The organism is Glutamicibacter sp., from assembly GCF_032154645.1.
In the GTDB taxonomy this organism is placed as follows: domain Bacteria; phylum Actinomycetota; class Actinomycetes; order Actinomycetales; family Micrococcaceae; genus Glutamicibacter.
Map to the genome: position 1 here is coordinate 51,879 of NZ_JALDXV010000014.1, position 24,684 is coordinate 76,562.

Genomic DNA, 24,684 nt, shown 5'->3' on the forward strand with positions numbered 1-24,684 from the left:
GCCAAACGACACTCCGGTAGCAGTTAAGCACTGGAGAAACGGGCTGATGGCCGCCTATCTGGCCAGCGGCCTCGTTTTGGCGACCCTGGTTTCCAGGCTTCCCACGGTCCGCGACGTCCTGGGCCTAGACCACGCGCAGGTCGGCCTGCTGCTGCTCGGCATGAGTGCCGGCTCCTTCGTCTCCGTATCCCTGGCTGGACACCTGGTGATGAAGTTTGGAGCCATCAATGTGATGCGCTTCGGAGCAACCATTGCAGGTCTGGGACTGCTCGGCGTCGGCATCGCGGCCGGCGTGCTGCATTCTCCGGTGCTCACCGCGATAATCCTCTTCGTCCAGGGCCTGGGTTCGGCCTCCTGGAACGTCGCATCAAATGTCCAGGGCGCAGCCATGGAACGGGCCCTGCAACGCAGCGTCATGCCGGCCCTGCACGGCTTCTTCTCCATCGGCACGGTGGTAGGTGCGGGCATCGGCGCAGCGGCCGCGGCCATTGCGCTGCCTCTGGGAGTGCACTACGCCGCCATGGGCCTGTTGGTCGTGGGCATCGTGCTCTACTCGGCCCGCTACTTCGGCGAGGATTCAAGCCGTTCCGCCAAGGGGCCCGAGTCAAGCGGCCGGTCGTTGAAGGCCACCTGGAGGGAACCGCAGACAGTGCTGCTGGGAGTGCTCGTGCTCGGCATGGCGCTCGCCGAAGGCGCTGCGGGGGACTGGGTGGCGTTGGCGCTGTCCGACGGCTACGACACTAGCGAGGCTACCGGCGCGCTCGGCTATGCCACCTTCGTCACCGCTATGACGCTGACCAGGCTGCTCTCCGGAGATTTGATCCTGCGCATGGGCCGCGTCTTCATGATCCGCATGAGTGCGGTGTTCGCCTTCGTCGGCCTGCTGCTCTTCGCCTTTGGCGGGAACCTGGTCCTTGCATTCATCGCCCTGGCGATCTGGGGCATGGGCGTGGCCCTGACCTTCCCGCTGGCCATGAGCGCCGCCTCGGACGACCCGGTGCATGCCGCGGCCCGTGTTTCGGTGGTGTCAACCATCGGCTATGCGGCGTTCCTCGGCGGTCCGCCGCTGCTGGGCCTGTTGGCAGGGGCCATCGGGCTGCTTCCCGCGCTTGGCTGCATCGCCATCTTGGTGGTGGTTGCCTTCGCCCTGTCCAAGAATGCTGCCGGCTACCCCCACGGCGAATCGTCGAATACAACTTCTGACTGAAAGTACTACGCAATGCTCAAGAACCTGACCACTACCGCAGTCGGCGGCCCGGCGCAGCGCCTAGTGAGCGCCGCCACCGAGGCGGAGCTCATCGAGGCTGTTCGCACCGCCGATCAGCGCGGAGCGCAGGTGCTGCTGGTCGGCGGCGGGTCCAACCTGGTGATCAGCGACGCCGGCTACCCGGGGACCGCGATCCACATCGCCACTCGAGGCATTCGCACCGAACAGCTGGGCGACGGTCAGGTCCTCCTGTTGGTCGCCGCCGGCGAAAACTGGGACGCGGTGGTTGAATACTCGCTGACCCAGGGACTCAGCGGGCTCGAAGCGCTCTCCGGGATTCCCGGCTGTGCCGGGGCCACACCGGTGCAGAATGTCGGTGCCTATGGCGCCGACGTCTCCCAGTCCCTGGCCTGGGCGCGCGTGTGGGACCGCAGCGAAGGAAAGATCACCACCCTGGACAATGAGCAGCTGGAATTTTCCTACCGCCATTCGCTGATCAAGGAAACCAGTATCGAAGGCTCGCCGCGCTATGTGGTGTTGGAAGTCGGATTCCAGCTGGCAAGTACCGAGGCCTCTGCGCCGATCCGCTACGCCGAGCTCGCACGCCGGCTTGGCGTGGAGGCAGGGCGCAGCGCCGACGCGCTGACGGTGCGCCAAACGGTGCTGGAACTGCGCCGCTCCAAGGGCATGGTCTACGACCTTCAGGATGCGGACTCGCACTCCACCGGATCATTCTTCACCAACCCGATCGTTGAGCGCACGGTCTTGGATCGGCTGCCGCAGAACGCACCGAACTACCCGGTGGAAGAACCGGGAATGGTCAAGCTGTCGGCCGCCTGGCTGATCGACCAGGCAGGATTCGGCAAAGGCTTCGGGCTCGAAGGCAGCGAAGGATTCGAGCTGGCCGAAGGAAGGGCGTCGCTGTCCACCAAGCACACCCTGGCCATCACCAATCGCGGCGATGCCACCGCCGAGGACATCCTTGCAATAGCCCGGGCCGTGCGCCGTGGCGTACACCGTCAATTCGGTATTACTCTGGTGAACGAGCCGCTGCTAATCGGAGTGAGCCTCTAACACCATCCATCCGGCCGCCCTGGCTGAAGAAGGGACTGCAGATCATGGCACAGGTGAGCCTGAGAAAGCTCGTTGATGCGGACATCAAGCTGATCGAGACGCATTTCCAGTCCTTAGACGGAGCGAGTGAATCCCAGTGGTTCGGCTTCTGGAACACCAATTCGCTGCGCGCCCGTTTGGCCCAGGACCAATTCATCGGCACGCAGGACGGCGCGCTGAGCATCGCGCTGGGTGATACCACGGTGGGGAAGGTCGACTGGTTTACCAGCACCGCGTGGGGCCGGGCCAATACCTCGGCCTGTTGGGAGATTGCCGTCGGCATCTTTGCCGACTACCGCGGGCAGGGGATTGGCACCCAGGCGCAGCGGCTGCTGATCGACTACCTCTTCACCCACTACCCGAGACACCGCATCCAGGCGACCACCGCGGCGCAGAACATCGCCGAGCAGCGGGTCCTAGACTCCCTCGGGTTCATTTTGGAGGGAACCGTCCGCAAATCCCAGTGGCGCGGAGGTGCCTGGCACGACCAACTGCTCTATTCGCTGCTGCGTGATGAATGGCAGCCCAGCACCAAATCACAGCTTAAATGACATCAGCGTCGGGATCAGAACTTCGTGTTCCGATCCCGACGCTGAGGTTAAGGCTCAGGCTCCTAGAGGCGGCCCTGGGCGATGGCGAGCATGCGGCGCAGCGGCTCGGCGGCGCCCCACAACAGCTGGTCGCCCACGGTGAACGCGGAGATGTACTCCGGTCCCATTTCAAGCTTGCGGATGCGTCCCACCGGAATGTCCAGGGTGCCCGAGGCGGCGACAGGGGTCAGCTGCTCAACGGTAGCTTCCTTCTCATTCGGTACCACCTTGGCCCACTCGTTGTCCTGCGCCAGCAGCGACTCGATGTCAGCGACCGACAGGTTCTCCTTCAGCTTCAGGGTCAAGGCCTGCGAGTGAGAACGCATGGCGCCGATGCGTACGCACAGCCCGTCCATGACGATGTGCTGGCTACCGGAGGTCTGCAGGATCTTATTGGTTTCGGCTCCCGCCTTCCACTCCTCACGGGACTGGCCGTTGCCCAGGTCCGAATCGATCCATGGGATCAGCGAGCCGCCCAGCGGTACGCCGAACTGGGAAGCGTCGAGGTTGCCGCGCTGAGTTTCCAGCACCTTGCGGTCGATCTCCAGGATCGCGCTGGCCGGATCTGCAAGCTCTGCTTCCACGGAGGAATTGATGTCGCCGAACTGGGTGAGCAGTTCACGCATGTGGCGTGCTCCGCCGCCGGAGGCGGCCTGGTAGGTCATCGCGGTGCCCCACTCGACCAGGTTGTTCTTGAACAGACCGCCCAGGCCCATGAGCATGCAGGATACGGTGCAGTTGCCGCCGATGAAGTCTTTGACGCCGCCGGCAAGCGACTGGTCGATGACATTGCGGTTGATTGGGTCGAGCACAATCACCGAGTCGTCGTTCATGCGCAGGGTGGACGCGGCATCGATCCACAGGCCGTCCCAGCCTGCCTTGCGCAGTTCGCTGTGCACCTTGGTGGTGTAGTCGCCGCCCTGGGCAGTCACAATAATCGGCAGCTTGGCCAGGGTCTGGATGTCATAGGCATCCTGCAATGCATCTGCACCTTCTGCGAACGCGGGGGCCTTGCCGCCGGCATTCGAAGTGGAGAAGAACACTGGATCAATCTGCGCGAAATCGCCCTCGTCGAGCATGCGCTGCATCAGCACGGAACCAACCATGCCACGGTAACCAACAAAACCAACAGATGAAGTCATGTCTCAATGGTAGGGGGAATCGGGGCCTGAGCCCCGGTTCGTTACAGGAGTTAAAGCAGAATCACACCCGAGCCCCAGCAGGGTTCGAGTGTGATTTGGTGAAGCGAAAGTTCTACTTTTCCTCAAGCAGCAGCTTGCGGTTCTTGATGGCCCAGTACGCACTGAAGATGAAAATCTGGGTGGGGACGAACAGCAGGATGATGCCGAAGATCTTGTGTCCGCCGAGGACCATGAAGAATCCGAGCACAGCGACGACAAGCGCCAGCAATGGGAAAAGCATGTAGCCAAGGACAAACAGTGCTTCCGAGTGCTGTTTGAGATCAGCGATGTATTTTTTCATTGGTGGTGTTAGTCCTTTGTGCGGATCCATGTTTCGAAACGATAGCGGGTGCCGGTGGATGACTGCATCCAAGCTGGAGCCGAAGCGTTCGACTCGGGATCGGTGGTGCCGATGCTGAAACGTGAATCGAGCGCCGGGGCAGAAGTATCTCCATCGATGTTCAGGTCGAGCTTCGTGATGACCGCCACGTCGAGCAGGTCCATTGCCTGGGCGTAGACCTTGCCGCCGCCGATGATCCAAACCTCTTCGCTGCCGGTGCAGGTTTTGGCCAGGGCCAACGCTTCATCGAGGTTCGATACCGGAATGGCTCCGGCGGCTGAAAGCTCATCATGCATGTCCTGCCGGGTGGTGAGCACGATGTTCTCGCGCCCTGGCAGCGGGCGGAATTTCTCTGGGAAGGAATCCCAGGTCGTGCGGCCCATGATGACAGGGTGTCCAGCGGTGGTGCGTTTGAAATGTGCGAGGTCTTCTGGAACATGCCAGGGCATGGTTCCGTTGGCGCCAATGATGCCGTTCTCGGTTTGGGCCCAGATGGCACCCAGCAGCGATGCCGGTTCGGCGGCGTGGCGGGGATTCGGGGTCATACGGCGACAGTTCCCTTAATGGTTGGGTGGTGTTGGTAGTCGTTGATGACAAAGTCATCCAGGCTGTAGTCGAAGATCGATGCAGGCTTGCCGGAGAAGGTCAGCGTCGGGTATGGGTAGGGCTCGCGGGAGAGCTGCTCGCGAACCTGCTGAAGGTGGTTGGTGTAAATGTGTACGTCGCCGCCGGTCCAGATGAATTCGCCCGGCTCCAGACCAAGCTGCTGGGCGATCATCATGGTCAACAGCGCGTAGGAAGCGATGTTGAAGGGGACGCCAAGGAACATGTCGGCGCTGCGCTGGTAGAGCTGGCAGGAGAGCTTCCCCTCGGCCACGTAGAACTGGAAGAACACATGACATGGCGGCAGGGCCATGTTCTGAATCTCTGCAACATTCCATGCCGAGACGATGTGGCGGCGCGAGTCGGGATTGTCCTTCAGCGACTGCACCAACTGCGAGATCTGATCGATGTGGCCGCCGTCGGGGGTTGGCCATGAGCGCCACTGCACACCGTAGACCGGGCCCAGCTCGCCGTTTTCGTCGGCCCATTCGTTCCAGATGCGAACGCCTTGATCCTGGAGCCACTGGACATTTGATTCACCGCGCAGGAACCACAGGAGTTCTGCGGCGACGGATTTGAAATGCACGCGCTTGGTGGTGATCAGCGGAAACGAATCGACCAGATCGAAGCGGATCTGTCGGCCGAATACCGATAGCGTGCCGGTTCCGGTGCGGTCTTCCTTGGCTGCACCGTTCTCAAGAACGTCGCGCAAGAGGTCTTCATACGGGGTCAGGATGCTCACCAGTTCAGTTTAGTTTAGTGCACCGGTAGTTTGCTCCGACCCGAAGGTAATCCAAGACACGGTGTGGCACCTTCGGGCCGGAAGTTCGGGGGAGTCTAGGCTCCGGGGAGGACCATGTCCTGGTACTCGGGATAGCGGCGCAGATAGTCCTGAACATAGCTGCATTCGGGGACGATCTTCACCTCTTCGCGACGCAATTGGTCAAGCACCAGGGTTACCAGGGCGCGCGCATAGCCGCGGCGTCCGAATTCTTCGTTGACGATGGTGTGCTGGATGGTCACCACGTCGTCTTCGCGGTGATACCCGATGAATCCGACATAGGTTGGACCCTGCCACAGGGCATAGCGGCCGCGGTCCTCTTCGTGATCAAGGCGCAGGCCCTGATGCACGATCTTTTCCACTGGTTGTTGTGGCTGATGAGCAGTCATGATGCGGCCCTTCCCTGCAGGTGACTGAGGTCACGAACTTCCTTACTTAATAGTCATAGTCGCTTAGGGCAATAGATGCAATGACTAGCGGCAACGCTGTGAACGAACACCGCGAAAAGGCGTGAATTCACAAGTCACCTGCGCAAAGAAAAGTACGTTAGTCGTGGTAGGGGGTGTGGACTTCCAGGGAGATGATCCGTTCCTCGTCCCCCGGAAGGTGGTGCGCAACGATGATGCTGCCCGGCTCAAGATACGGGTCATGGGCGGGCAGCACCCGGGCCACCTGCTTGGGACTGCGGCTTGCCAGCGTCTTCAGGGCGATGGGCAGCACCGGTCTGTGGGTGCACAGCACCTGGGCGCGGTTCTTTTCCAGCAGCTTGACGATCGCCTTGGCCGCGGCCTTGGGATGCCGATGGGCAGCATGTTCGGTGACGGCGCGGACGGATTTCAACTTCAGCGCATGGCTGGTGACATAGGGCGCGACGGTTTGCACGCAGCGCATCCACGGGGAAGACGCAACATGTTCGGGTTTCCACGCCTCCAACAACCGGGAGACCGCCTGCGCTTGACGGCGCCCGGTGGCCGCCAGGGGACGTTCGCCCTCGGCACGGGTCCACTTGCCGCGCGGTTTGGCCTTGGCATGGCGCACCAGAATGAAGGGCTTGGCTGCAAGGTGTCCGGAACGCTGAGCAGCGATCAAATCATCCAGCGGGCCCGTATCGGCGGGGTTGCTTAAGAACTGGCCAACCCGTTCGGCGGCAATCCACTGCACCTGGTCGCATTCAGTCCCATCAGGGGTCACCACGGTGCTGGTGCTGACCTTGGCAGCCCAGTAATACACCACCTTGGTGCGTTGCCGCACCGAATAGGTGGTGGCGGCCAGCGGAATTCCCAGGCTGATGTCCAGGCCGATTTCTTCACGGACCTCGCGCACGGCGCATTCGGCAATGGCCTCGCCGTCGTCGAGCTTGCCCTTGGGCCACGACCAATCGTTGTACTTCGGACGGTGGATCATCAGCACCTGAAGCTCGCCGTCGAACACGCGCCAGGGGATTGCCCCGGCGGCGATGACGTCGAAGCTTCCAAGTTGTATTTCCTCCGCATCGCTGGAGCGGTGCAGTTCGCGCACACGCTCCAGCGCCTGGAGGGCTTTGGATTCATTCACTAGCTGTTGCGCCCGCTGTTTCGTCGCTGGAAGTGATCCTGGATCAACCAGAATTGCACGTCGGAGAGTGGATTGCCCGCATCGTCCTTGAAGTGGCGGTCCCACTGGCCGTCGGAGTTAAGATGCCAGGAGGCAGTGCCGTCGTCCATGTAGCGGTCCATCAGCGAGATGACATCGGCGATGTCTTCCTCGTTGCGCAGGGACACCAGCGCCTCAACGCGGCGGTCCAGGTTGCGGTGCATCATATCCGCGGAGCCGATGTACACCAGAGGATCTCCGGCGTTGGCGAAGACGAAGACGCGGCTGTGCTCCAGGAAGCGGCCCAGGATCGAGCGGACCTGGATGTTCTCGCTCAGCCCGGGGACCCCCGGGCGCAGGGCGCAGATGCCGCGGACGATGACGTCCACCTTCACCCCGGCCTGGCTGGCGCGGTAGAGCGCGTCGATGATCGCCTCGTCCACGATGGAATTGACCTTGATGACCACCTTGGCGTCCATGCCCGTCTGGGCATTGCGGATTTCCTGCTCGATGTGGGCCAGCAGGCCGGTGCGCACCGAGCGCGGCGCGACCAGCAGGCGGTTGTAAGTGGAGCGTGGGGCGTAGCCCGAGAGCTGGTTGAACAGCTTCGAGACGTCCTCGCCGACCTCGTCGTCGCTGGTGAGCAGGCCGAAATCCTCATAGTAGCGCGCGGTGCGCGGGTGGTAATTGCCGGTGCCGATATGGCAGTAGCGGCGCAGCTTGTCGCCCTCGCGGCGCACCACTAGGGACAGCTTGGAGTGGGTCTTCAGGCCGACGATGCCGTACACCACGTGCACGCCTGCCTGTTCCAGCTTGCGCGCCCAGGAGATGTTCGCCTGCTCGTCGAAGCGGGCCTTGATCTCCACCAGCGCCAGTACCTGCTTGCCGGCCTCGGCGGCGTCGATCAGCGCGTCGACGATGGGGGAGTCGCCGCTGGTGCGGTACAGGGTCTGCTTGATGGCCATGACCTTCGGGTCTGCCGCGGCCTGCTCCAAGAATGCCTGCACCGAGGTGGAGAAGGAGTCGTAGGGGTGGTGCAGCAGGATGTCGCGGCGGCGCACCGCGGCGAAGACATTCGCTGCCTTGGCGGTCTCCGACTCGTTCAGGAATCGGGAGGTATGGCCCATATGCTTCGGGTAGTGCAGCTCGGTGCGGTCGAGCCCTGCGATGACGCCCATGCCGCGCAGGTCCAGCGGCGCGGGAAGCTTGAAGACCTCGTCCTCTTCCACGCCGAGCTCTCGGGTGAGCAGGTCCATGATCTGTGGGTTGATGTCATTGACCACCTCAAGGCGGACCGGAGGACCGAAGCGGCGGCGCAGCAGTTCCTTCTCCAGGGCCTGCAGCAGGTTCTCTGCGTCGTCCTCTTCAACCTCCAGATCCTCGTTGCGGGTGACGCGGAAGAAGTGGTGCTCGATGATCTCCATGCCCGGGAACAACAGCTCCAGGTGCACAGCGATCAGGTCCTCCAGCGCGATGAAGCGCGCCGAACGGTGTGAAGAGTGTGCGGCGCGTGGGCCGTCGATGCTGATCAACCGGGCAATGGTATCCGGAACCTTCAGGCGGGCGAACAGCTCCTTGCCGGTCAGCGGATTGCGCACCACCACGGCAAGGTTCAGCGACAGGCCCGAAATGTAGGGGAATGGGTGCGCCGGGTCCACGGCCAGCGGGGTCAACACCGGGAAGACCTGGGCGACGAACCACTCGGAGAGCGTCTTCTGCTCGGCGCTGGACAGATCGCTCCACCGGGTGATGCGGATGCCGTGCTCGGCCAAATCGGGGGCAACCGAATCCGAGTAGACCTTTGCATGGCGGGTCTGCAGTTCATGGGCGCTGGTCAGCAGCAGCTCCAACTGGTCGACGGGGTTCATGCCGTTGGCCGCGGGCACCGCAAGACCGGTGGCGATGCGGCGCTTGAGGCCTGCCACGCGCACCATGAAGAACTCGTCGAGGTTCGAGGCGAAGATCGACAGGAAGTTCACCCGTTCCAACAACGGCAGGTCCGGGTCTTCGGCCAGCTCCAGCACCCGGGCGTTGAAGTGCAGCCAGCTCAGCTCGCGGTCCAGGAAGCGCTCGTTTTCAAAGCCGCCGTCAGGGTGCAGATCGGGCAGCGAGGCTGCCGGCTCAATGCGGTCCTCGTTGACCTTTGAAGAAGGAACGTCCCGCAACTGTGTCTGTGGCTGTTTTGGGGTGGTTGTCATCTGCTGAACTCACATCTTCCTGCACGTGGAGGCCAAGTACGGCTGAACTGGGCGGCCCCGGCAAATCCGGGACCGCGCACTGGTATTAGTCTATCCGTTCGGGACCATACATGATGTCCGCGTCCCAGAGCGTGAAGCCCAGCGAACGGTACAGTTTCACCGCCGCCTCATTATCCGCATCGACGTAGAGCAGCACCGAGTCAACCCCCTGTTCGAGCAGGTAGTTGATGCCAGTGATGGTCAACGCGCGCCCCAGGCCCAAGCCCTGGGCTTCAGGCCGCACGCCGACGACGTAGACCTCGCCCATGGGCCGGCTTGAGTCGGCAGAGGCCGGGTGGATCTTGGTCCAGTGGAAGGCCAGCAGCTGATCCTCTTGGTCGAATGCGAGGAAGAAGCCGGAAGGATCGAACCAGTTTTCGTTCATCCGCGCATCAAGATCGTTCAGGGTCATCGAACCCTGTTCCGGGTGGTGCTCGAAGGCCTTGGCATTTGCCTCAAGCCATGCGGTTTCGTCTTCTCCCACGCGGAAGGTGCGCAGCGTCAAACCGCGCTGCAGCGGGACCTCTTCCAGCGAGTCAGTGCCCTCGCGGCGCATGCGGTAGAGTTCGCGGACCCGGGACAGGCCGATGGATTCGGCCAACTTGCGCGCGGCCTCATGATCGCCGTGGGCCCAGGTGAGGATCTGGGTGAGGTCGAGGTCTTCGCCCAACTGATTCAGCAGCATCCGGCCGATGCCGCTGCCTCGGTGATCTGGATGGACCACCAGTTCCACAACCCATTGCGCGGTGCCTTCATCGCGGATTGCCACGATGATGCCGCTGATGCGTGAATCGGCGCCCTGTCCGCTGTTGGCCAGCAAGGAGATGACCGAATCATCGGCTGATTCGGTGCCCAGGGCGACGAGCGTCTGGTCGCTCAGTGGTGGATTGCCGTCGACGTCTTGCGCGGCGGTTGCTAGTTTTCGTACCTCGGCCAGCGTCTGCTGCTCCAGCTCGCCAAGGACCTTGAGAAGGGACACGGTATTCTGCGGCAGTTCACTCATGCTCTCACGATATCCGGTTGGTGAATAAACTCGCCAGAGATCCCGAAATGTTATTGCTCGTGGTGGAATCGATACCCGACGTTACGCACAGTTCCGATGAGTTGTTCGTGGTCGTTGCCCAATTTGGCGCGAAGCCGGCGAACGTGAACGTCAACGGTTCGGGTGCCGCCGTAATAGTCGTAGCCCCAGACTTCATGCAGCAGCTGCTCGCGAGTGAAGGCCCGTCCTGGAAACTGGGCAAGGTACTTGAGCAGTTCAAATTCTTTGTAGGTCAGATCCAACACCCGCTGGTCGATTTTGGCTGTGTAGCTCAGCTCGTCGATGACCAGACCCGATCTGCTGGCGATCGGTGCCGCGGGTTCCTCTTCGGGAGCTGCCGCGGTGAGCATCAGCCGGATGCGGGCCTCCAACTCGGCGGGGACCGCGGTGGGCAGGATGAAATCGCTGGCGTGCCAGTCCGCGTTGATGATGCTCAGGGCGCCTTCGCTGACCACCAGCAGCAATGGCAGATTCACCGTCGAGTGCAATACCTGAGCCAGTGACCTGGCGGCGACCAGATCGCTGCGCGCATCGAGAATCACTCCCTCGGCCTCGGCGCTCAGGCTTAACGACTGCGTTTGCGCAGGCAGGCACCTGACCTCATGCAACAGCAATTCGAGTGCCGGAAGCACATCGGCGGCACTCTCGGATTGATTAGTCAGCAGCAGTAGGTGCGCCACAGCGGTAGTCCTCCTGCCAGATAGTTACGAAAAAATCGTTTTTACGTGTGACAGTATAAGGAATGTAACAGTTGGTGCGCGCATGTGAAGACACAAGTGCGCCGACAAAATGGTCAGGAATTACGGTTTGAGAATCAAGGTACTTATCAGCGGCCTGCTCGCTTCGGCACTTCTGCTCGGCGCGGCAAGCATTGAAGCTGTCGACTGGGCCATGGGCATTGCAGCCCTGATGCTGCAGCTTGTATTCGCCTACGCTTGGCCGCGTCTGGTTGCGGCGCAGTCGCCCTGGCCGCTGACGATTATTCTGTCGCTGTGCTCCCTGGCGGCTACCGCAGCCACCTTGTTTATGCCCGGAGATTCACCGATGTCTCATGGCATCGAGGTCATCGCCGCCGGCGTGTTGTTGGTGTTCATCAGCCAGGTGCTGCGCGGCGCGGAGGCAGATGGGCGCATGGCAGGGGCCGTGGCGGGAACCACCGGCGTGGTCATGGCGGTGCTCGGCTCCGCCTGGGGCGCTGCCGGGACCATCGACCTGCGATTCTCATTGACGCTCGTAACGGTGCTCGGCTTGCTCGGTTCGGGCGTGTTCGCCATGACGAGGCTTCCGAATCGGATCACCATGACGCTCGGGCCGTTGGTGGCAGCCTGCCTGGGCGCCGCGGCCACAGCCCTGCCGCTGGGTCTGCAGTGGTACGAAGGCGTCGTGATCGGCGCGGTCGCCGGCCTCTTGGTCAGCTCCATTCGTGCTATGGCCTTGTCCACCCGTAGTGTGCAGAACCTCACCGGTGTGTTGGGCATCGCCAGCGGCATGATCTTAATCTCCGGGGCCACCAGCTGGTACGCCCTGGAATTGCTTCATTTCGGCTGAGCATTCCGGCTCGAATTTCAACCGTTCGCAGCTTGATCACCATGATTTGGACACGCAGGTCGCGGTATGAACTTTGCTCGGGCTAAGATGAAGCCATGAATGAAAATTACCTTGCACTCGAGATTTTCTTCCAGGCCCTCGTAGTTATCGCTGGACTGGGAATGGCCGGTTTCGCCGGTTTGGTCGTCAAGCGTCTGTACCAGGGCCAGAAATAACAAACAGCGCACACAAGAGAGTGTGCGCTGTTTTTATTTGCCTACATTCTTAAGGAGCGAATAGCACATGGCGTTTGAGCTTCCCACCGACCTCACCCCCGAGCTCGTCCCCTTTGCCTGGTTGATCGGCACCTGGGAAGGAATGGGCCGTCTGGGTGAAGGCGAGGCCGACGACGAATACTTCTGGCAGCAGGTCGTCTTCCGCGACAGCGGTGCACCCTACCTGGAATACCGCAGCGAGTCATGGCTCACCGATGCGGAGGGCACCAAGCTGCGCCTGCTGACCATCGAAACCGGTTTCTGGTCGCTGGACCGGGAACAGCATGATGCAGATGCCGGCCCCGGCATGCTGCCCGGGGATATCTTCCCGGTGCTGCGCTCGGCACAGGATGTGCAGGAGCTGCACACCGAGGACGGGTTCAAGATCCAGGCGCATATAGTGCGCCCGGGCGGAATCTCCGAGCTGTACTACGGGCTCATCGACGGTCCACGCGTGCAGCTGGCCACCGAAGGCCTGCTGCGCAGCAAGCACGCGAAGCAATATGCTTCCTCGACCCGCATTTACGGGCTGGTCAACGGCGAGCTGTTTTGGCGCTGGGATGTTTCCGAAGGAAATATGGATCTGCAGGCCCATGCGTCGGCGGCGCTGAAGCGGGTAGCCGGCAACGAATCGGCGTCCGAGTAATGACCGAGAAGTACACCTCCATCCTGTTGGGGCGCGACGGTGCGGTTGAGGCCAGCGGCGTCGACTCCGGCGTCGCGGCGCACTACGGCGCTCCAACCCGCGAGGCGCGCAGGCTGTTCGCCGGCCAGGCAGTGGCAGACCTGTCTCACTTCGACGTGCTTGAGGTTTCGGGAGCCGACCGTCAAAGCTGGCTTGATACGCTCAGCAGCCAGCGCATCAACAACCTGGCGCCTGGGCAGAGCACCCAAGCGCTGCTGCTTTCTATCCAGGGCCGCATCGAACATGAGATGAAGGTCCTGATCGATCAGGACCGGGTGCTGCTGATCGTTGAGCCGGGCCGTGGAGCGGCGCTGGAAGAGTTCTTGAACTCCATGCGCTTCATGCTGCGCGTTGAGGTGAAGAATTTATCGGCAAGCCACGGCGTGCTCGCGGCGACCCGGGAGATCCCCACCGCGGGCCAGCTGATCTGGCACGACCCATGGCCTGGAATTACCGAGGGCGGCTGGGCCTACTCGCGCGAAGAGCATCCGGGAGCCGAGCGTCCCTGGAACCTACACGTCGTGGAGCTTGAAAAGCTGACCGAGGCAGTGGGCGAAGAGCAGCTGGCAGGCATGATGGCAGTGGAGGCACTGCGCATCGCTGCCTGGGAGCCGCGCTTCGGTGCGGAGATCGACGACAAGACGATCCCGCACGAGCTGGATTGGCTGCGTACCTCGGTGCACCTGAACAAGGGCTGCTACAAAGGCCAGGAAACCATCGCCAGGGTGCACAACATCGGCCACCCGCCGCGGCGCATCGTGCTGCTGGACCTCGATGGTTCGATGCACACCCTTCCGGCCGTGGGGTCTGAAATCAAGCTGGGGGAGCGCACGGTAGGCAGCATCACCTCGGCGACCCTGCACTTCGAAGAGGGACCCATTGCCCTGGGCGTGATCAAACGCAACGTCGACCCGGCCGAAGTGCTCTCGGTGATCGACGGTGACAGCGTTTATCCGGCGGCGCAGCAGGTCATCGTTGCTCCCGACGCGGGCCAGGTGGCCGGCAGGTTCACCGGGTTCCTGCGCACCCCGCCCAAGCCCTAGCGGCCAGAACCTCACTGACTGCCGCAAAAGAAGCTCTGGATCCCTTCGGATCCAGAGCTTCTTTCGTCCAGGGGGGTGATTAGCCGAAGAGGATGCTTGCCTCGTTGTAGCGTTCGAGCGGGACGCGCTTGAGGTTGTTCAATGCGGCGCGCAATGGGATCCTGTTGACCTTGGTTCCATGCAGCGCCACCATGGTGCCCCAGGCTTCCTCGGTGACCGAGTCCACCGACGCCATGCCAAGTCGGGTGGCCAGCACCCGGTCAAAGGCGGTGGGCACGCCGCCGCGCTGAATATGCCCCAGCACCGTGGCCCGGGTTTCGATGCCGGTGCGCTCCTCGATCAGCGGGGCCAGCATTTCGCCGATGCCGCCCAGGCGTGCACGCCCGAAGGTGTCCACCCCGCGCACCGAGAATGCCTCTTCCATCCCTTCGGGGACGAATCCCTCCGCGACGACCACCAGCGGGGCGCGTCCGCGTTCGTGGGCCTCGCTGACCCACTGGCAGATCTGCTCCATGGGGGTGGAGACTTCGGGTATGAGGATGGCGTGGGCCCCGGAGGCCATACCCGAATGCAGGGCGATCCAGCCTACGTGGCGGCCCATGACCTCGGCGACCATGCAGCGGTGGTGCGAGTCGCCGGTGGTGCGCAGGCGGTCAATTGCCTCCACCGCAATCTGGTTGGCGGTGTCGAAGCCGAAAGTGTAATCGGTGGCGTCCAGGTCGTTGTCAATGGTCTTCGGCACGCCGACAATCGGCAGTCCCGCCTCGCACAGCCGCTGCGCCCCGGCCAGGGTGCCCTCGCCGCCGATGGCGATCAGCGCGTCGATGCTGTTCCGGGCCAGCACCTCACGGATGTTCTCGGCTCCGCCGTCCTCACCCTCGAAGGCATTGGTGCGGGAGGTGCCCAGGATGGTGCCGCCCTGTTTTGAAATGCCGCGGACCGCCGAGCGCTGAAGCTCGAAGAAGTCGCCTTCCTTCACCCCGCGCCAACCGTCGCGGAAGCCGAGAAATTCGTGGTTGTAGGTTTTGATGCCGTTGAGCACCGCGCCGCGAATGACGGCGTTCAGACCGGGGCAGTCGCCTCCAGAGGTCATGATTCCAATGCGCATTTACCCTCACTTGCTAAGGATGGGATGCACCGGCGGACAGCAGCGGCGGGGAGGGATGCTCGAAGGCCGGCGCCGGCGTGCCAGTAGATCCCGGATGGATCTGACAAGATTTCCGCGCGCCATTGAGCATCGACTTTGACAACAAGTGTACGTGCTTAAAACCACAAGGGCGAGTTCATCTGATGCCCTGGGCATCGGATGAACCCGCCGTTGCTTAGCCGGCCGGGCCGCTTAGAACTTGCGCAGCCACTTCTGCAGGATGATGGTGTCGTCCTGGGCCGGTATCAGCAGCCAGGCAACGATGTAGGCGACAATACCGATCACCGGCAGCAGGAAGGAAATCAGCATGATGATGCGCACGATCGTCACATCCCAGCCGAACTTGTCCGCGATGCCTCCCGCGACGCCTCCAACCATGCGGCCGGGGCCGCGGCGCAGCGGGATCGAGCGGAGAGAGTTGAAGAACTTATCCATGGTGGCTTTCCTTAGCTGTTAGACGTTGGGGTTCGGTGGTGGAGGAATTTCGTCGCTGCGTTCATTGCGGCGCAGCGCGGAAGTGATTCCGGAGATGATCATGATGATGCCTGCCAAGGCAACGACCGAAATGAACAGCAGCGGTGTGTCGAGCGTCCATTCAAAGAGGCTGTTGCTCAGCGAGACGACGGCGACGACCATCAGGATCAGCCCGAAGACCAGCGTTCCGGTGGGAAACTTTGTTTCCCTGGTGGGTTTGAGACTCATGATTCTTCGTCCTTAGAAGGAAGGTGAGGCGACTGAGGTGTCGACGCTTGAAAAGACGCCGGTGACATCAACCGTGAGGGTTGGGGTCCCGCTGGGCAGCTGCCGCTGGTTCTGCGGAAGTTCCCCGTCGAGGTCGGAGATGAACACACCGTTGCTTTCTACCCGGACGTTCACATTCTCCGGCAGCTTCAGATCGACTTTCGAGAATACCGAACTGAGGTCAACCGTGGTGTCTTCGGTGATGTTGCCCATGTCGCTGAGGTCGACCGTCGAGTTGCTGAACACTGCACTGTAGGAGCGGCCTGAATCAACGCCTGCGTCGATGGCGTCATTGGATGAACCTAGAAGGTTGTTGCCGAAGATCAGGGTGAAAACCAACAATGGGATGGCCAGGCCCAACAGCCCGCCGCTCGTGCGTTTTGCCGCCGCGGCCAATACCAGGCAGAGCCCGACGACCAGCAACCCGGCAGCCAGTGCAACGCCCCAGCCGTGCCCGGGCAGGTCAAGAATGTTCAGGTAATCCAGGCTCAGGACGACCGCGATGACCAAAATAGTCAGGCCTACCACCGTGGTGGCCACCCAGCCGGGCAGCGGCGGAGCCACCCGTGCCTTGCGATCGGCCTTAGCCTGAGCAGCCTGAGCATAGGCGGAGTAGTGGAAGGAGTCAGTTGGTTCGGTGAAGTGCGGGTCCTTGGGCGGAAGGAAGCTGCCCGTGGAACTCGAATTTTCGGGTTGGGGATGCTCGGAGGTCATGGCATGGTCCTCAAATTCCGGGGCTTCGGTGGTGTCGTTGACGGGCGGCGCTGTCGGTGAAGCACCCTGTGGTGCAGATGCCCGGGCGCTAAAAGACTGCTGATCTGCACGCCAGTTCTTTTCAACCGTGGTTCCGTGGACAGTCAGGTCAGCGTCGGTGGCGGCGGTGCCTGCTGCGTCGAAACCCTGCGCCGGGGCGTGGGCCGGCGGATTATTGGTTGGCCGGGCGGAGCGTGGCGTGTCGAACTTGGTGTTGCGTCGGCTGAAGATCAGGAAGAATATGGCCGCGACGATGACCAGCGGCCAGAGCACCGGGGCGACGGTGTTGAGGAACCACGGGGCGGGGAAGATGCCGACGGCCAGGAAGATGACAGAACCTGTCATGCCGCTGGTCCAGTTCTTTGCCAGGGCCTGCTCGAAGTGGATCTGGTCCTTGCCATCGGGCAGCAGCGCCCAGCACAGGCCGTAGATGACCAGGCCGAGCCCGCCGAGCACGCTCAATGCGACGGCGATGCCGCGCACCAGCACCACATCGATGTTGAACCGCTGGGCAATACCGGCGCAGACCCCGCCCAGCCATTGCGAATCTTGGCGGATGATCTGCAGCTTGCGCATCTGGCCGAAGAAGCCGTCGCCGCGTCCTGCTCTCTGAGTGCTCATGTATCAATTTTCTCGTTTGCTCCATGCCAGCGCTATGAGGGGCTACCCTGATCTTTGCCTAGGGGTCGGTCCGGGTACCCCTAGATTCCCTACAGAATCCCGGTTTTCGTGTTTGACTTATCTATATGCAGAGCCCAACTGAACGCCATGACATCGTGCGCAGCGACAATCGGATGATTGCCGGTGTGTGCGGAGGGCTGGCCGAGCACCTGCATATTCCGGTGAGCTATGTTCGATTGGGATTCATCGCCCTGAGCCTGCTTGGCGGCGTCGGTGCCCTGCTTTACGGTTGGCTGTGGGTCTTCACACCGAGCGTTTCGGAAGCTCAGGCAGATGAAGAACGGGCATGGGGCACCAAGAACCGCACCCTGTCCGAAGAGATGTACCGGGTCCAGCAGGGGCTGGTCAACGCACGGGAGAACGCTGCGGCGCTGGGCCGCTGGCGCGATGTGCTGATTGGAGCATCCCTGCTGCTGCTTGCGGTGCTTGGCTGGGGGCAGTGGGTCGGCTGGAACATCCGCTGGGATTTGATTTGGCCGTGTATCGGGATTGCCGCCGGCGTGCTCCTTGCCTGGATGCAGGTGGATCGAAGCGAAGCCAAGAATGATCGCAAGTCTCGGGTGACGCTGATTATCAGGCTGAGCGTCGGTCTGCTGCTGGTAATCGGCGGTTTGCTCGCGATTCTCAGCGGGACTGTCAGTACCTCGGATCTTTTCGGTGGACTGCTGACGGCGGTGGGAATTCTGGCCGGTGCCGCGGTGGTGCTCTTGCCCTGGGGAGCTAAATTATGGCGAGACTATCTTGCCGAGCGCAGCAGCAGACAGGCCGCGGCGCAGCGTGCCGAATTTGCCGCACACCTGCATGACTCGGTGCTGCAGACCCTTGCGGTGATTCAAAAGCGCAGCGAGGAGCCGGCGGCGGTCCGCACCTTGGCAAGGGTTCAGGAACGCGAGCTGCGCCAGTGGCTGTACGGTGAGCAAGAACAGGATGAAGAGAACGTCGTCACGGAAATTCAGCATGAGGCCGAAAATATCGAACAGCTGATGTTGCGCGACATTGACGTGGTAGCGGTGGGAAGCGTTGAGGTCTTCGCCGGACAGCAGTCGCTGGTTGCGGCCTCGCGTGAGGCAATGATGAATGCCGCGAAACATGCCGAGGGGAAGATCTCGGTTTTCGTGGATTGCACTCCCAGTGCTGTCGAGGTCTTCATCAGGGACCGCGGCCACGGATTTGATGCGGGCCAGATTCCCGAGGACCGGCATGGGGTGCGCGAGTCAATCCTGGGGCGTATGGAACGTGCCGGAGGATCTGCAAAAATTCGCAGCGGAGAAGATGGTACCGAAGTCCAGCTGCGGATGCCGCTGATCGAAGAACAAGAAGATAAGAAGGCATGATGAGCGAAACTACAGAACCTAAGTACCGGGTCGTTTTGGTTGACGACCATGCGATTTTTCGTTCAGGGCTTCGCGCGGATCTTGCCGATGATCTGCAGATTGTCGGCGAAGCGGGGAGCGTTGAGCAGGCAATCGAGGTCATCGATCGTGAACGCCCGGATGTGGTGCTGCTTGACGTGCATCTGCCCGGGGGCCGCGGAGGCGGCGGGGCCGAGGTGCTCAAGGGCTGCGCCCACCTTTTTGCCCAGACCAAGTTCTTGGCGTTGAGTGTATCCGACGCAGCACAGGACGTAGTGCTGGTGATCCGCTCCGGGGCCCGCGGCTATGTCACCAAGAGCATTTCGGGCGATGAGATCTCCGACGCTGTGCGGCGGGTTGCCGGGGGCGATGCGGTGTTTTCACCGCGGCTTGCAGGATTCGTTCTAGACGCCTTCGGATCCACCGCCTCAATTGCTGAAATTGATGAAGAGCTCGACCTGCTCACCGACCGCGAATTGCAGGTGATGCGGCTGATCGCCCGCGGCTACAGCTACAAGGAAGTGGCCAAGGAACTGTTCATCTCCGTGAAAACCGTTGAATCCCATGTTTCGAACGTGCTACGCAAGCTGCAGCTGTCAAACCGCCATGAGCTCACACGCTGGGCGGTAGAACGAAAAATCCTCTAAGGATCGAGAATAAGAAAGGTCCGGGGCCCGCAGACGTGAAAATTGCTCACAGTGCGGATCCCGGACCTTTGCCGCAGCCGAGGGTCAGGCTGGCTTTACTTTGCTTCGTTCAACAGATTGATCATGCGCTCAACGCCTTCGGCGAGGTCGGCATCGCCCAGTGCATAGGACATGCGGATGTACCCGGAAGGCCCGAATGCCTCCCCGGGAACCACCGCAACTTCGGCCTGCTCCAAGATGAAGGCCGCCAGTTCGGCGCTGGTGTTGTTCACGACGCCGCGGATTTCCTTGCCCAGCAGTCCACGGACATCGGAGTAGGCGTAGAACGCACCATCGGGAGTTGGGCAGTGCAGTCCATTGATGGTGTTCAGGCCCTCGACGATCGCCAGACGACGGCGGTTGAAGGCTAGCTTCATTTCGTCGACTGCATCCAACGGACCGGCGACCGCAGCCAGCGCGGCGCGCTGCGAAACATTCGAAACGTTGGAGGTAGCGTGCGACTGCAGGTTGGTTGCCGCCTTGATGACGTCGTCGGGACCGATCATCCATCCCACACGCCATCCGGTCATCGCATAAGTCTTGGCAACGCCATTGAGGATCACAACGCGGTCTTCCAGCTCCGGTGCCAGGGTGGCGATGGAGCTGAAGGTTGCGTCGCCGTAGGTCAGGTGCTCGTAGATCTCATCGGTGACTACCCACAGGCCCTTGGCGGCAGCCCACTGGCCGATGGCCTTGACCTGCTCGGGGGTGTAAACAGCGCCGGTGGGGTTCGACGGAGACACGAAGAGCAGCACCTTGGTGCGCTCGGTGAGTACGGACTCCAGTTGCTCGATGGTGACTTTGTAACCCTGCTCAGGGCCGGCGAAGATTTCCACTGGGGTGCCACCTGCAAGCTGGATGGCCTCTGGGTAGGTGGTCCAGTAGGGGGCAGGGACGATGACCTCGTCTCCGGGATCCAGCAGGGTGGCGAAGGTGTTGTACACAGCCTGCTTGCCGCCATTGGTGACCAGCACCTGCGAGGCTGAAACCTCGTACCCGGAATCACGCAGGGTCTTGGCTGCGATCGCCTCACGAAGCTCAGGAAGGCCTGCCGCGGGGGAGTAGCGGTGGTTCTTGGGGTCGCGTGCCGCCTGGACTGCTGCCTCGACAATGTATTCCGGAGTCGGGAAGTCTGGCTCGCCAGCACCGAATCCGATCACTGGACGGCCAGCTGCTTTCAAAGCCTTGGCTTTGGCATCAACTGCGAGGGTTGCGGATTCGGAAATAGCGCCAATGCGGCGAGAGATTCTGGACATAGAAGATTTCATCCTGAAGTCTACGAGGGTTGCTGTTGGTTCCAGTCTAGAACGCCCAGGTCCCGTTCGAAGGTCCATGCACAAAAATGACCTGACAACTTGTTTCCCGGAAGTCAAAAATGCGTTCTGCGCCACACTCGATGCTCCCAGTTCGACATTTTGGATTTCGTTGCGTAGAGTTATTTCTCGTTGCAAAGACAGCCGGCGGAAATGCGAAAGCACCAAGTCCGGTAAGATCTTTCAACGGGAGCAATGCTCTAAAGGGTAGTGGCGCAATTGGTAGCGCAGCGGTCTCCAAAACCGCAGGTTGCAGGTTCGAGTCCTGTCTGCCCTGCGCAGTAGCGATAAATCGCTCAGCGAGAATCTCACGTCACGGTGTGTTGTGGTCGGAAAGGCTGCGGCACACCGTGATTGTTTCAACTGGCCAAAAAAATTGAAACGAGGAGCAACGTGACAGACGCTGCAGTTAACTCTGGCAAGGGTAAGCAGAAGAAGGGCTTCTTTGCCCGCATCATGCTGTTCTTGCGTCAAGTGATCTCTGAGATGAAAAAGGTTGTCACCCCAACCCGCAGCGAACTGATCAACTACTTCTTGGTTGTTCTGGCTTTCGTCTTGGTGGTTATCGCACTTGTCACCGCGCTTGACTACGTTTTCGGGCGTGGCTCGATCTTCCTGTTTACACGCCATTTAGAACAGTAATTTGAATGCCTCGGCGGTATAATCGCTCCGAGGCAATTTTAGTGTCATCCAGTCAAAGAAAGCAGGATCCGCAGTGTCCGACAAGGAACTCGAACCGCAGATTAATGACGAGGTCGAAAACGAGTTCGTTGAAGCCGCCGGCGACCAGGTGGAGGAAACCGAACTGGTTGACTTCGACGAAACCGTAGAGGCAACCGAAACTGTTGAAGAATCCATCGAGGATGCTGCAGATGACGCAGAAGCCGATGTTGAAGAGGCAGGCGAAGAAGACCCCGCCGCCAAGGTCGCGAAGCTGAAGGAAGAGTTCCGCACCAAGCTGCGCCGCCTTCCAGGTGACTGGTTTGTCATCCACACCTACGCCGGTTACGAAAACCGCGTCAAGGTAAACCTCGAAACCCGCATCCAGACCCAGGATATGGAAGATTACATCTTCGAAATCCAGGTACCGATGGAAGAGGTTGTTGAGGTCAAGAACACTCAGCGCAAGATCGTTCGCCGTGTACGCATTCCAGGCTACGTGCTGGTCCGTATGGAGCTGACCGACGCATCTTGGGGTGTTGTTCGACACACTCCAGGCGTCACCGGATTCGTTGGCAACGCGCATGATCCAAACCCGTTGAACCTCGACGAAGTGTTCTCCATGTTGGAGCACACCGTGATCGATCCAGTCGAGCAGCCAGCTGCTGCAAAGCCAGGTCGCGCACCAATTACCGAGGTCACCGTGGACTTCGAGGTCGGCGAATCGGTCATCGTCAACGATGGTCCGTTCGAGACCATGCCAGCAACGATCTCCGAGATCAAGCTGGATGCATCTCAGCTGGTAGTGCTCGTTTCGATCTTCGAACGCGAGACTCCGGTGACCCTGAACTTCAACCAGGTCACCAAGATCCAGTAGTATTAAGTCTTCGTGCCCCACTTCAATTGCTTTTGAGGTGCGGGCGCGTTCGGCTGTCGCGCCACGACAGCCAACCCCCGCACCACGCTCCTGTGCTGTGGGAACCGCAAGAGTAGAAGGACCCGACATGGCCCCAAAGAAAAAGGTCACCGGACTCATCAAGCTGCAGATCCAGGCAGGTGCTGCTAACCCAGCTCCTCCAATCGGTCCAGCGCTTGGTCAGCACGGCGTCAACATCATGGAATTCTGCAAGGCTTACAACGCTGCCACCGAGGCACAGCGCGGTAACGTGATTCCAGTTGAAATCACCGTGTACGAAGACCGTTCGTTCACTTTCATCACCAAGACCCCACCTGCAGCCGAGCTGATCAAGAAGGCTGCTGGCATTGCTAAGGGTTCGGGTGTTCCACACACCAACAAGGTTGCCAACCTGACCCAGGCTCAGGTAGAGGAAATCGCTACCTCGAAGATGGCTGACCTGAACGCTAACGATCTGGCTGCTGCAGCAAAGATCATCGCCGGCACCGCTCGCTCCATGGGCGTGACCGTAGAGGGCTAAAACAGCCTCGGTCATTCACCCTTGGGTGAACGGCACCAAAGAATTCAATCTAAGGCGAAAAGTTCCCTGGCGAACTCTTCGTCCGTGGCAGGACCGGGCGCGGTCCATATGACCACGACTGCATAAGGAGATAACGCAGATGGCAAAGCGCAGCAAAGCATATGTAGCCGCCGCGGCAAAGATCGAGGCTGACAAGGTTTACGCCCCAGCCGAGGCAATTGCCCTGGCCAAGGAAATCTCGGGCGAGAAGGCACACTCCACCGTTGAGGTTGCTTTCCGCTTGGGTGTTGACCCACGTAAGGCCGATCAGATGGTTCGCGGTACCGTGAACCTTCCACACGGCACCGGTAAGACCGCTCGCGTTGTGGTCTTCGCAAACGGCGACAAGGCTGAGGCAGCTCGTGAAGCTGGCGCAGACTTCGTTGGCTCGGATGACCTGATCGAAAAGATTCAGGGCGGCTGGACCGACTTCGACGCAGCAGTTGCTACCCCAGACCTGATGGGCAAGGTTGGCCGCCTGGGTAAGATCCTGGGTCCACGTAACCTGATGCCAAACCCTAAGACCGGCACCGTGACCATGGATGTGGCCAAGGCTGTTGCCGACATCAAGGGCGGCAAGATCGACTTCCGCGTCGACAAGCACTCGAACCTGCACTTCATCATTGGCAAGGCATCCTTCGATGCCAAGCAGCTGACCGAGAACTACGCAGCTGCACTGGATGAGGTTCTGCGTCTGAAGCCTTCGGCTTCGAAGGGTCGCTACATCTCGAAGGCAACCATCGCTACCACCTTCGGTCCAGGTATCCCTGTTGATCCGAACGTAACCCGCGTTGAGGCCTAAGCTTCATAGCTCTTAGATCTGGGACAGCACCACGAAAGTGGTGCTGTCCCAGACTTGTTTAACCCTCAAACTTAATGCATATTAACGGAACTAATGCCTTAGCTTGATCAGTATTTGAACGTTCAAAGATCTGAAGCTCACAATCCGCTCAGGGCGGTTATGTGAGTCAATTTCCTGCACGTCGGCGGCAGCGGAGGGGTTACTGAGGTTCATTATTTGGTGGCGGTCAAGGCACCGTGAGTGCTCCATAAAACCTGAGTAATAACCTCCGTTTTCCCTAGTCGCTGCCAGGTTAAGAATTATGATCACCCATGGGCCTACTCATGATTAAACGCTTAGCCCGGTGAATGCATAGGCGTATGGGCAAATCGTGACGCGAGAAACGAAAAATACTTGAAAACTAGTCACTAATCATTCAATCTTTGGCGCTAAAAATGCTACGCTTTAAGTACTGAGTGATTCAGCGGTGTCTGCATGGGACCCCCAAGACTATGCAGATACCGGGTGAGCAGGTTTCCCCAAACCGGCTCATCGACAAGTAGCCTGCCGCTAGCGTCCCCCAAGTGCTAGCTGCGGGCCTTGTCATTTAAGTCGTACACCTGTGCTTAGCTCCAACATTTTCTTGCTTGCTGTGCATCCCGAGTGAGCAAGCTCATGGGGCTGTGGAGTATTTGGATTTGGTGTCCGCGTCAGGCCATGCATAAAATAGAAATACCGAAGACCGTCGGTTGAGTATCTCAGCAATGAGAACTCCTAAAGGTCCGCAAGGACGACCAACGCAGGTTTCATAGATTTGTTTTGACTTGAATGAGTTAGACTGCCCTGTGCTCCTGCGCGGGGCCTTTTTTATGGCCTCGCCGGTTATGAAACGGTACCGA

General features: G+C 60.6%; 26 protein-coding genes and 1 tRNA gene. 13 read left to right on the forward strand and 14 right to left on the reverse strand.

Annotated features, from left to right (window positions below; translation table 11 throughout):
* Window positions 1-46: 46 nt before the first annotated feature.
* From RUH64_RS12150 to RUH64_RS12160, 3 genes are read left to right on the forward strand one after another with little or no spacing between them, the layout of a single operon-like run.
* On the forward strand, window positions 47-1,207 hold the full coding sequence (locus RUH64_RS12150; protein WP_313813681.1) for an MFS transporter: 1,161 nt from the start codon (window positions 47-49) through the stop codon (window positions 1,205-1,207).
* 12 nt (window positions 1,208-1,219) lie between these two features.
* Window positions 1,220-2,281, forward strand: a complete 1,062-nt coding sequence (locus RUH64_RS12155; protein ID WP_313813682.1) for a UDP-N-acetylmuramate dehydrogenase — start codon at window positions 1,220-1,222, stop codon at window positions 2,279-2,281.
* A 44-nt stretch (window positions 2,282-2,325) separates the two neighbouring features.
* The gene (locus RUH64_RS12160; RefSeq protein ID WP_313813684.1) at window positions 2,326-2,871 is read left to right on the forward strand and encodes a GNAT family protein; all 546 of its coding nucleotides are present in this window, start codon (window positions 2,326-2,328) and stop codon (window positions 2,869-2,871) included.
* 62 nt (window positions 2,872-2,933) lie between these two features.
* Here the strand turns inward: RUH64_RS12160 and asd are convergent, their stop codons facing one another.
* The 9 genes from asd to RUH64_RS12205 all read right to left on the reverse strand — a co-directional run bounded on the left by asd (window position 2,934) and on the right by RUH64_RS12205 (window position 11,346).
* Window positions 2,934-4,052, reverse strand: a complete 1,119-nt coding sequence (asd, locus tag RUH64_RS12165) for an aspartate-semialdehyde dehydrogenase (RefSeq protein WP_313813686.1) — start codon at window positions 4,050-4,052, stop codon at window positions 2,934-2,936.
* 112 nt (window positions 4,053-4,164) lie between these two features.
* Window positions 4,165-4,392, reverse strand: a complete 228-nt coding sequence (locus RUH64_RS12170; RefSeq protein ID WP_313813688.1) for an NF038396 family protein — start codon at window positions 4,390-4,392, stop codon at window positions 4,165-4,167.
* Between the two features lie 8 nt (window positions 4,393-4,400).
* Window positions 4,401-4,976 carry a dihydrofolate reductase gene (locus RUH64_RS12175; RefSeq protein ID WP_313813690.1) on the reverse strand — a complete coding sequence of 192 codons (576 nt, stop codon included), beginning with the start codon at window positions 4,974-4,976 and terminating at the stop codon, window positions 4,401-4,403.
* A complete protein-coding gene (locus RUH64_RS12180; protein ID WP_313813691.1) occupies window positions 4,973-5,776 on the reverse strand; it encodes a thymidylate synthase in 804 nt (267 codons plus the stop codon). Before RUH64_RS12180 ends, RUH64_RS12175 begins: the two co-directional genes overlap by 4 nt.
* Window positions 5,777-5,871: 95 nt before the next feature.
* Complete coding sequence (locus tag RUH64_RS12185) at window positions 5,872-6,204, reverse strand: GNAT family N-acetyltransferase (RefSeq protein ID WP_313813692.1); 333 nt, start codon at window positions 6,202-6,204, stop codon at window positions 5,872-5,874.
* Window positions 6,205-6,361: 157 nt separating this feature from the next.
* Window positions 6,362-7,369, reverse strand: a complete 1,008-nt coding sequence (locus RUH64_RS12190) for an NUDIX hydrolase (RefSeq protein ID WP_313813694.1) — start codon at window positions 7,367-7,369, stop codon at window positions 6,362-6,364.
* Window positions 7,369-9,585 carry an RNA degradosome polyphosphate kinase gene (locus tag RUH64_RS12195; RefSeq protein ID WP_313813696.1) on the reverse strand — a complete coding sequence of 739 codons (2,217 nt, stop codon included), beginning with the start codon at window positions 9,583-9,585 and terminating at the stop codon, window positions 7,369-7,371. The genes RUH64_RS12190 and RUH64_RS12195 overlap by 1 nt, the downstream gene beginning before the upstream one ends.
* Before the next feature lie 85 nt (window positions 9,586-9,670).
* A complete protein-coding gene (gene mshD / locus RUH64_RS12200; RefSeq protein WP_313813697.1) occupies window positions 9,671-10,627 on the reverse strand; it encodes a mycothiol synthase in 957 nt (318 codons plus the stop codon).
* 50 nt (window positions 10,628-10,677) lie between these two features.
* Window positions 10,678-11,346, reverse strand: a complete 669-nt coding sequence (locus RUH64_RS12205) for a response regulator transcription factor (protein WP_313813700.1) — start codon at window positions 11,344-11,346, stop codon at window positions 10,678-10,680.
* Between the two features lie 127 nt (window positions 11,347-11,473).
* Here RUH64_RS12205 and RUH64_RS12210 point away from each other — a divergent pair, with 127 nt between their 5' ends.
* The 3 genes from RUH64_RS12210 to RUH64_RS12220 all read left to right on the forward strand — a co-directional run bounded on the left by RUH64_RS12210 (window position 11,474) and on the right by RUH64_RS12220 (window position 14,196).
* Window positions 11,474-12,214, forward strand: coding sequence for a hypothetical protein (locus RUH64_RS12210; protein WP_313813702.1), 741 nt, complete (start codon window positions 11,474-11,476; stop codon window positions 12,212-12,214).
* Between the two features lie 282 nt (window positions 12,215-12,496).
* Complete coding sequence (locus RUH64_RS12215; protein WP_313813703.1) at window positions 12,497-13,114, forward strand: FABP family protein; 618 nt, start codon at window positions 12,497-12,499, stop codon at window positions 13,112-13,114.
* Entirely contained in the window at window positions 13,114-14,196 is a 1,083-nt protein-coding gene (locus tag RUH64_RS12220) for a folate-binding protein (RefSeq protein ID WP_313813704.1), read from the forward strand. The genes RUH64_RS12215 and RUH64_RS12220 overlap by 1 nt, the downstream gene beginning before the upstream one ends.
* A gap of 79 nt (window positions 14,197-14,275) precedes the next feature.
* Here RUH64_RS12220 and RUH64_RS12225 read toward each other — a convergent pair whose 3' ends face one another.
* The 4 genes from RUH64_RS12225 to RUH64_RS12240 form a co-directional block, all read right to left on the reverse strand.
* Window positions 14,276-15,304, reverse strand: a complete 1,029-nt coding sequence (locus RUH64_RS12225; protein ID WP_313813705.1) for a 6-phosphofructokinase — start codon at window positions 15,302-15,304, stop codon at window positions 14,276-14,278.
* Window positions 15,305-15,535: 231 nt separating this feature from the next.
* Window positions 15,536-15,778: a PspC domain-containing protein gene (locus RUH64_RS12230; RefSeq protein ID WP_313813706.1), complete on the reverse strand. Its 243-nt coding sequence runs from the start codon at window positions 15,776-15,778 to the stop codon at window positions 15,536-15,538.
* Window positions 15,779-15,796: 18 nt separating this feature from the next.
* Window positions 15,797-16,045: a hypothetical protein gene (locus RUH64_RS12235; RefSeq protein WP_313813707.1), complete on the reverse strand. Its 249-nt coding sequence runs from the start codon at window positions 16,043-16,045 to the stop codon at window positions 15,797-15,799.
* A gap of 12 nt (window positions 16,046-16,057) precedes the next feature.
* Window positions 16,058-17,458, reverse strand: a complete 1,401-nt coding sequence (locus RUH64_RS12240) for a PspC domain-containing protein (RefSeq protein WP_313813708.1) — start codon at window positions 17,456-17,458, stop codon at window positions 16,058-16,060.
* 125 nt (window positions 17,459-17,583) lie between these two features.
* Between RUH64_RS12240 and RUH64_RS12245 the strand changes: the two genes are divergently transcribed.
* Together RUH64_RS12245 and RUH64_RS12250 are read left to right on the forward strand one after the other, a co-directional pair.
* Window positions 17,584-18,852 carry a PspC domain-containing protein gene (locus tag RUH64_RS12245; protein ID WP_313813710.1) on the forward strand — a complete coding sequence of 423 codons (1,269 nt, stop codon included), beginning with the start codon at window positions 17,584-17,586 and terminating at the stop codon, window positions 18,850-18,852.
* Window positions 18,852-19,517, forward strand: a complete 666-nt coding sequence (locus tag RUH64_RS12250) for a response regulator transcription factor (protein WP_313813711.1) — start codon at window positions 18,852-18,854, stop codon at window positions 19,515-19,517. The genes RUH64_RS12245 and RUH64_RS12250 overlap by 1 nt, the downstream gene beginning before the upstream one ends.
* A 95-nt stretch (window positions 19,518-19,612) precedes the next feature.
* Here the strand turns inward: RUH64_RS12250 and RUH64_RS12255 are convergent, their stop codons facing one another.
* Window positions 19,613-20,812, reverse strand: a complete 1,200-nt coding sequence (locus tag RUH64_RS12255) for a pyridoxal phosphate-dependent aminotransferase (protein ID WP_313813712.1) — start codon at window positions 20,810-20,812, stop codon at window positions 19,613-19,615.
* 261 nt (window positions 20,813-21,073) lie between these two features.
* Between RUH64_RS12255 and RUH64_RS12260 the strand changes: the two genes are divergently transcribed.
* From RUH64_RS12260 to rplA, 5 genes are all read left to right on the forward strand, one after another.
* Window positions 21,074-21,146, forward strand: a tRNA-Trp gene (locus RUH64_RS12260).
* A 116-nt stretch (window positions 21,147-21,262) separates the two neighbouring features.
* Window positions 21,263-21,511, forward strand: coding sequence for a preprotein translocase subunit SecE (gene secE / locus RUH64_RS12265; RefSeq protein ID WP_313813713.1), 249 nt, complete (start codon window positions 21,263-21,265; stop codon window positions 21,509-21,511).
* A 73-nt stretch (window positions 21,512-21,584) separates the two neighbouring features.
* The gene (nusG, locus tag RUH64_RS12270) at window positions 21,585-22,406 is read left to right on the forward strand and encodes a transcription termination/antitermination protein NusG (protein WP_313813714.1); all 822 of its coding nucleotides are present in this window, start codon (window positions 21,585-21,587) and stop codon (window positions 22,404-22,406) included.
* 127 nt (window positions 22,407-22,533) lie between these two features.
* Window positions 22,534-22,965 (forward strand): 50S ribosomal protein L11, encoded by a 432-nt coding sequence (rplK, locus tag RUH64_RS12275; protein WP_141365928.1) that lies wholly within the window; start codon window positions 22,534-22,536, stop codon window positions 22,963-22,965.
* Window positions 22,966-23,104: 139 nt separating this feature from the next.
* The gene (gene rplA / locus RUH64_RS12280; RefSeq protein ID WP_313813715.1) at window positions 23,105-23,806 is read left to right on the forward strand and encodes a 50S ribosomal protein L1; all 702 of its coding nucleotides are present in this window, start codon (window positions 23,105-23,107) and stop codon (window positions 23,804-23,806) included.
* Window positions 23,807-24,684 lie beyond the last annotated feature (878 nt).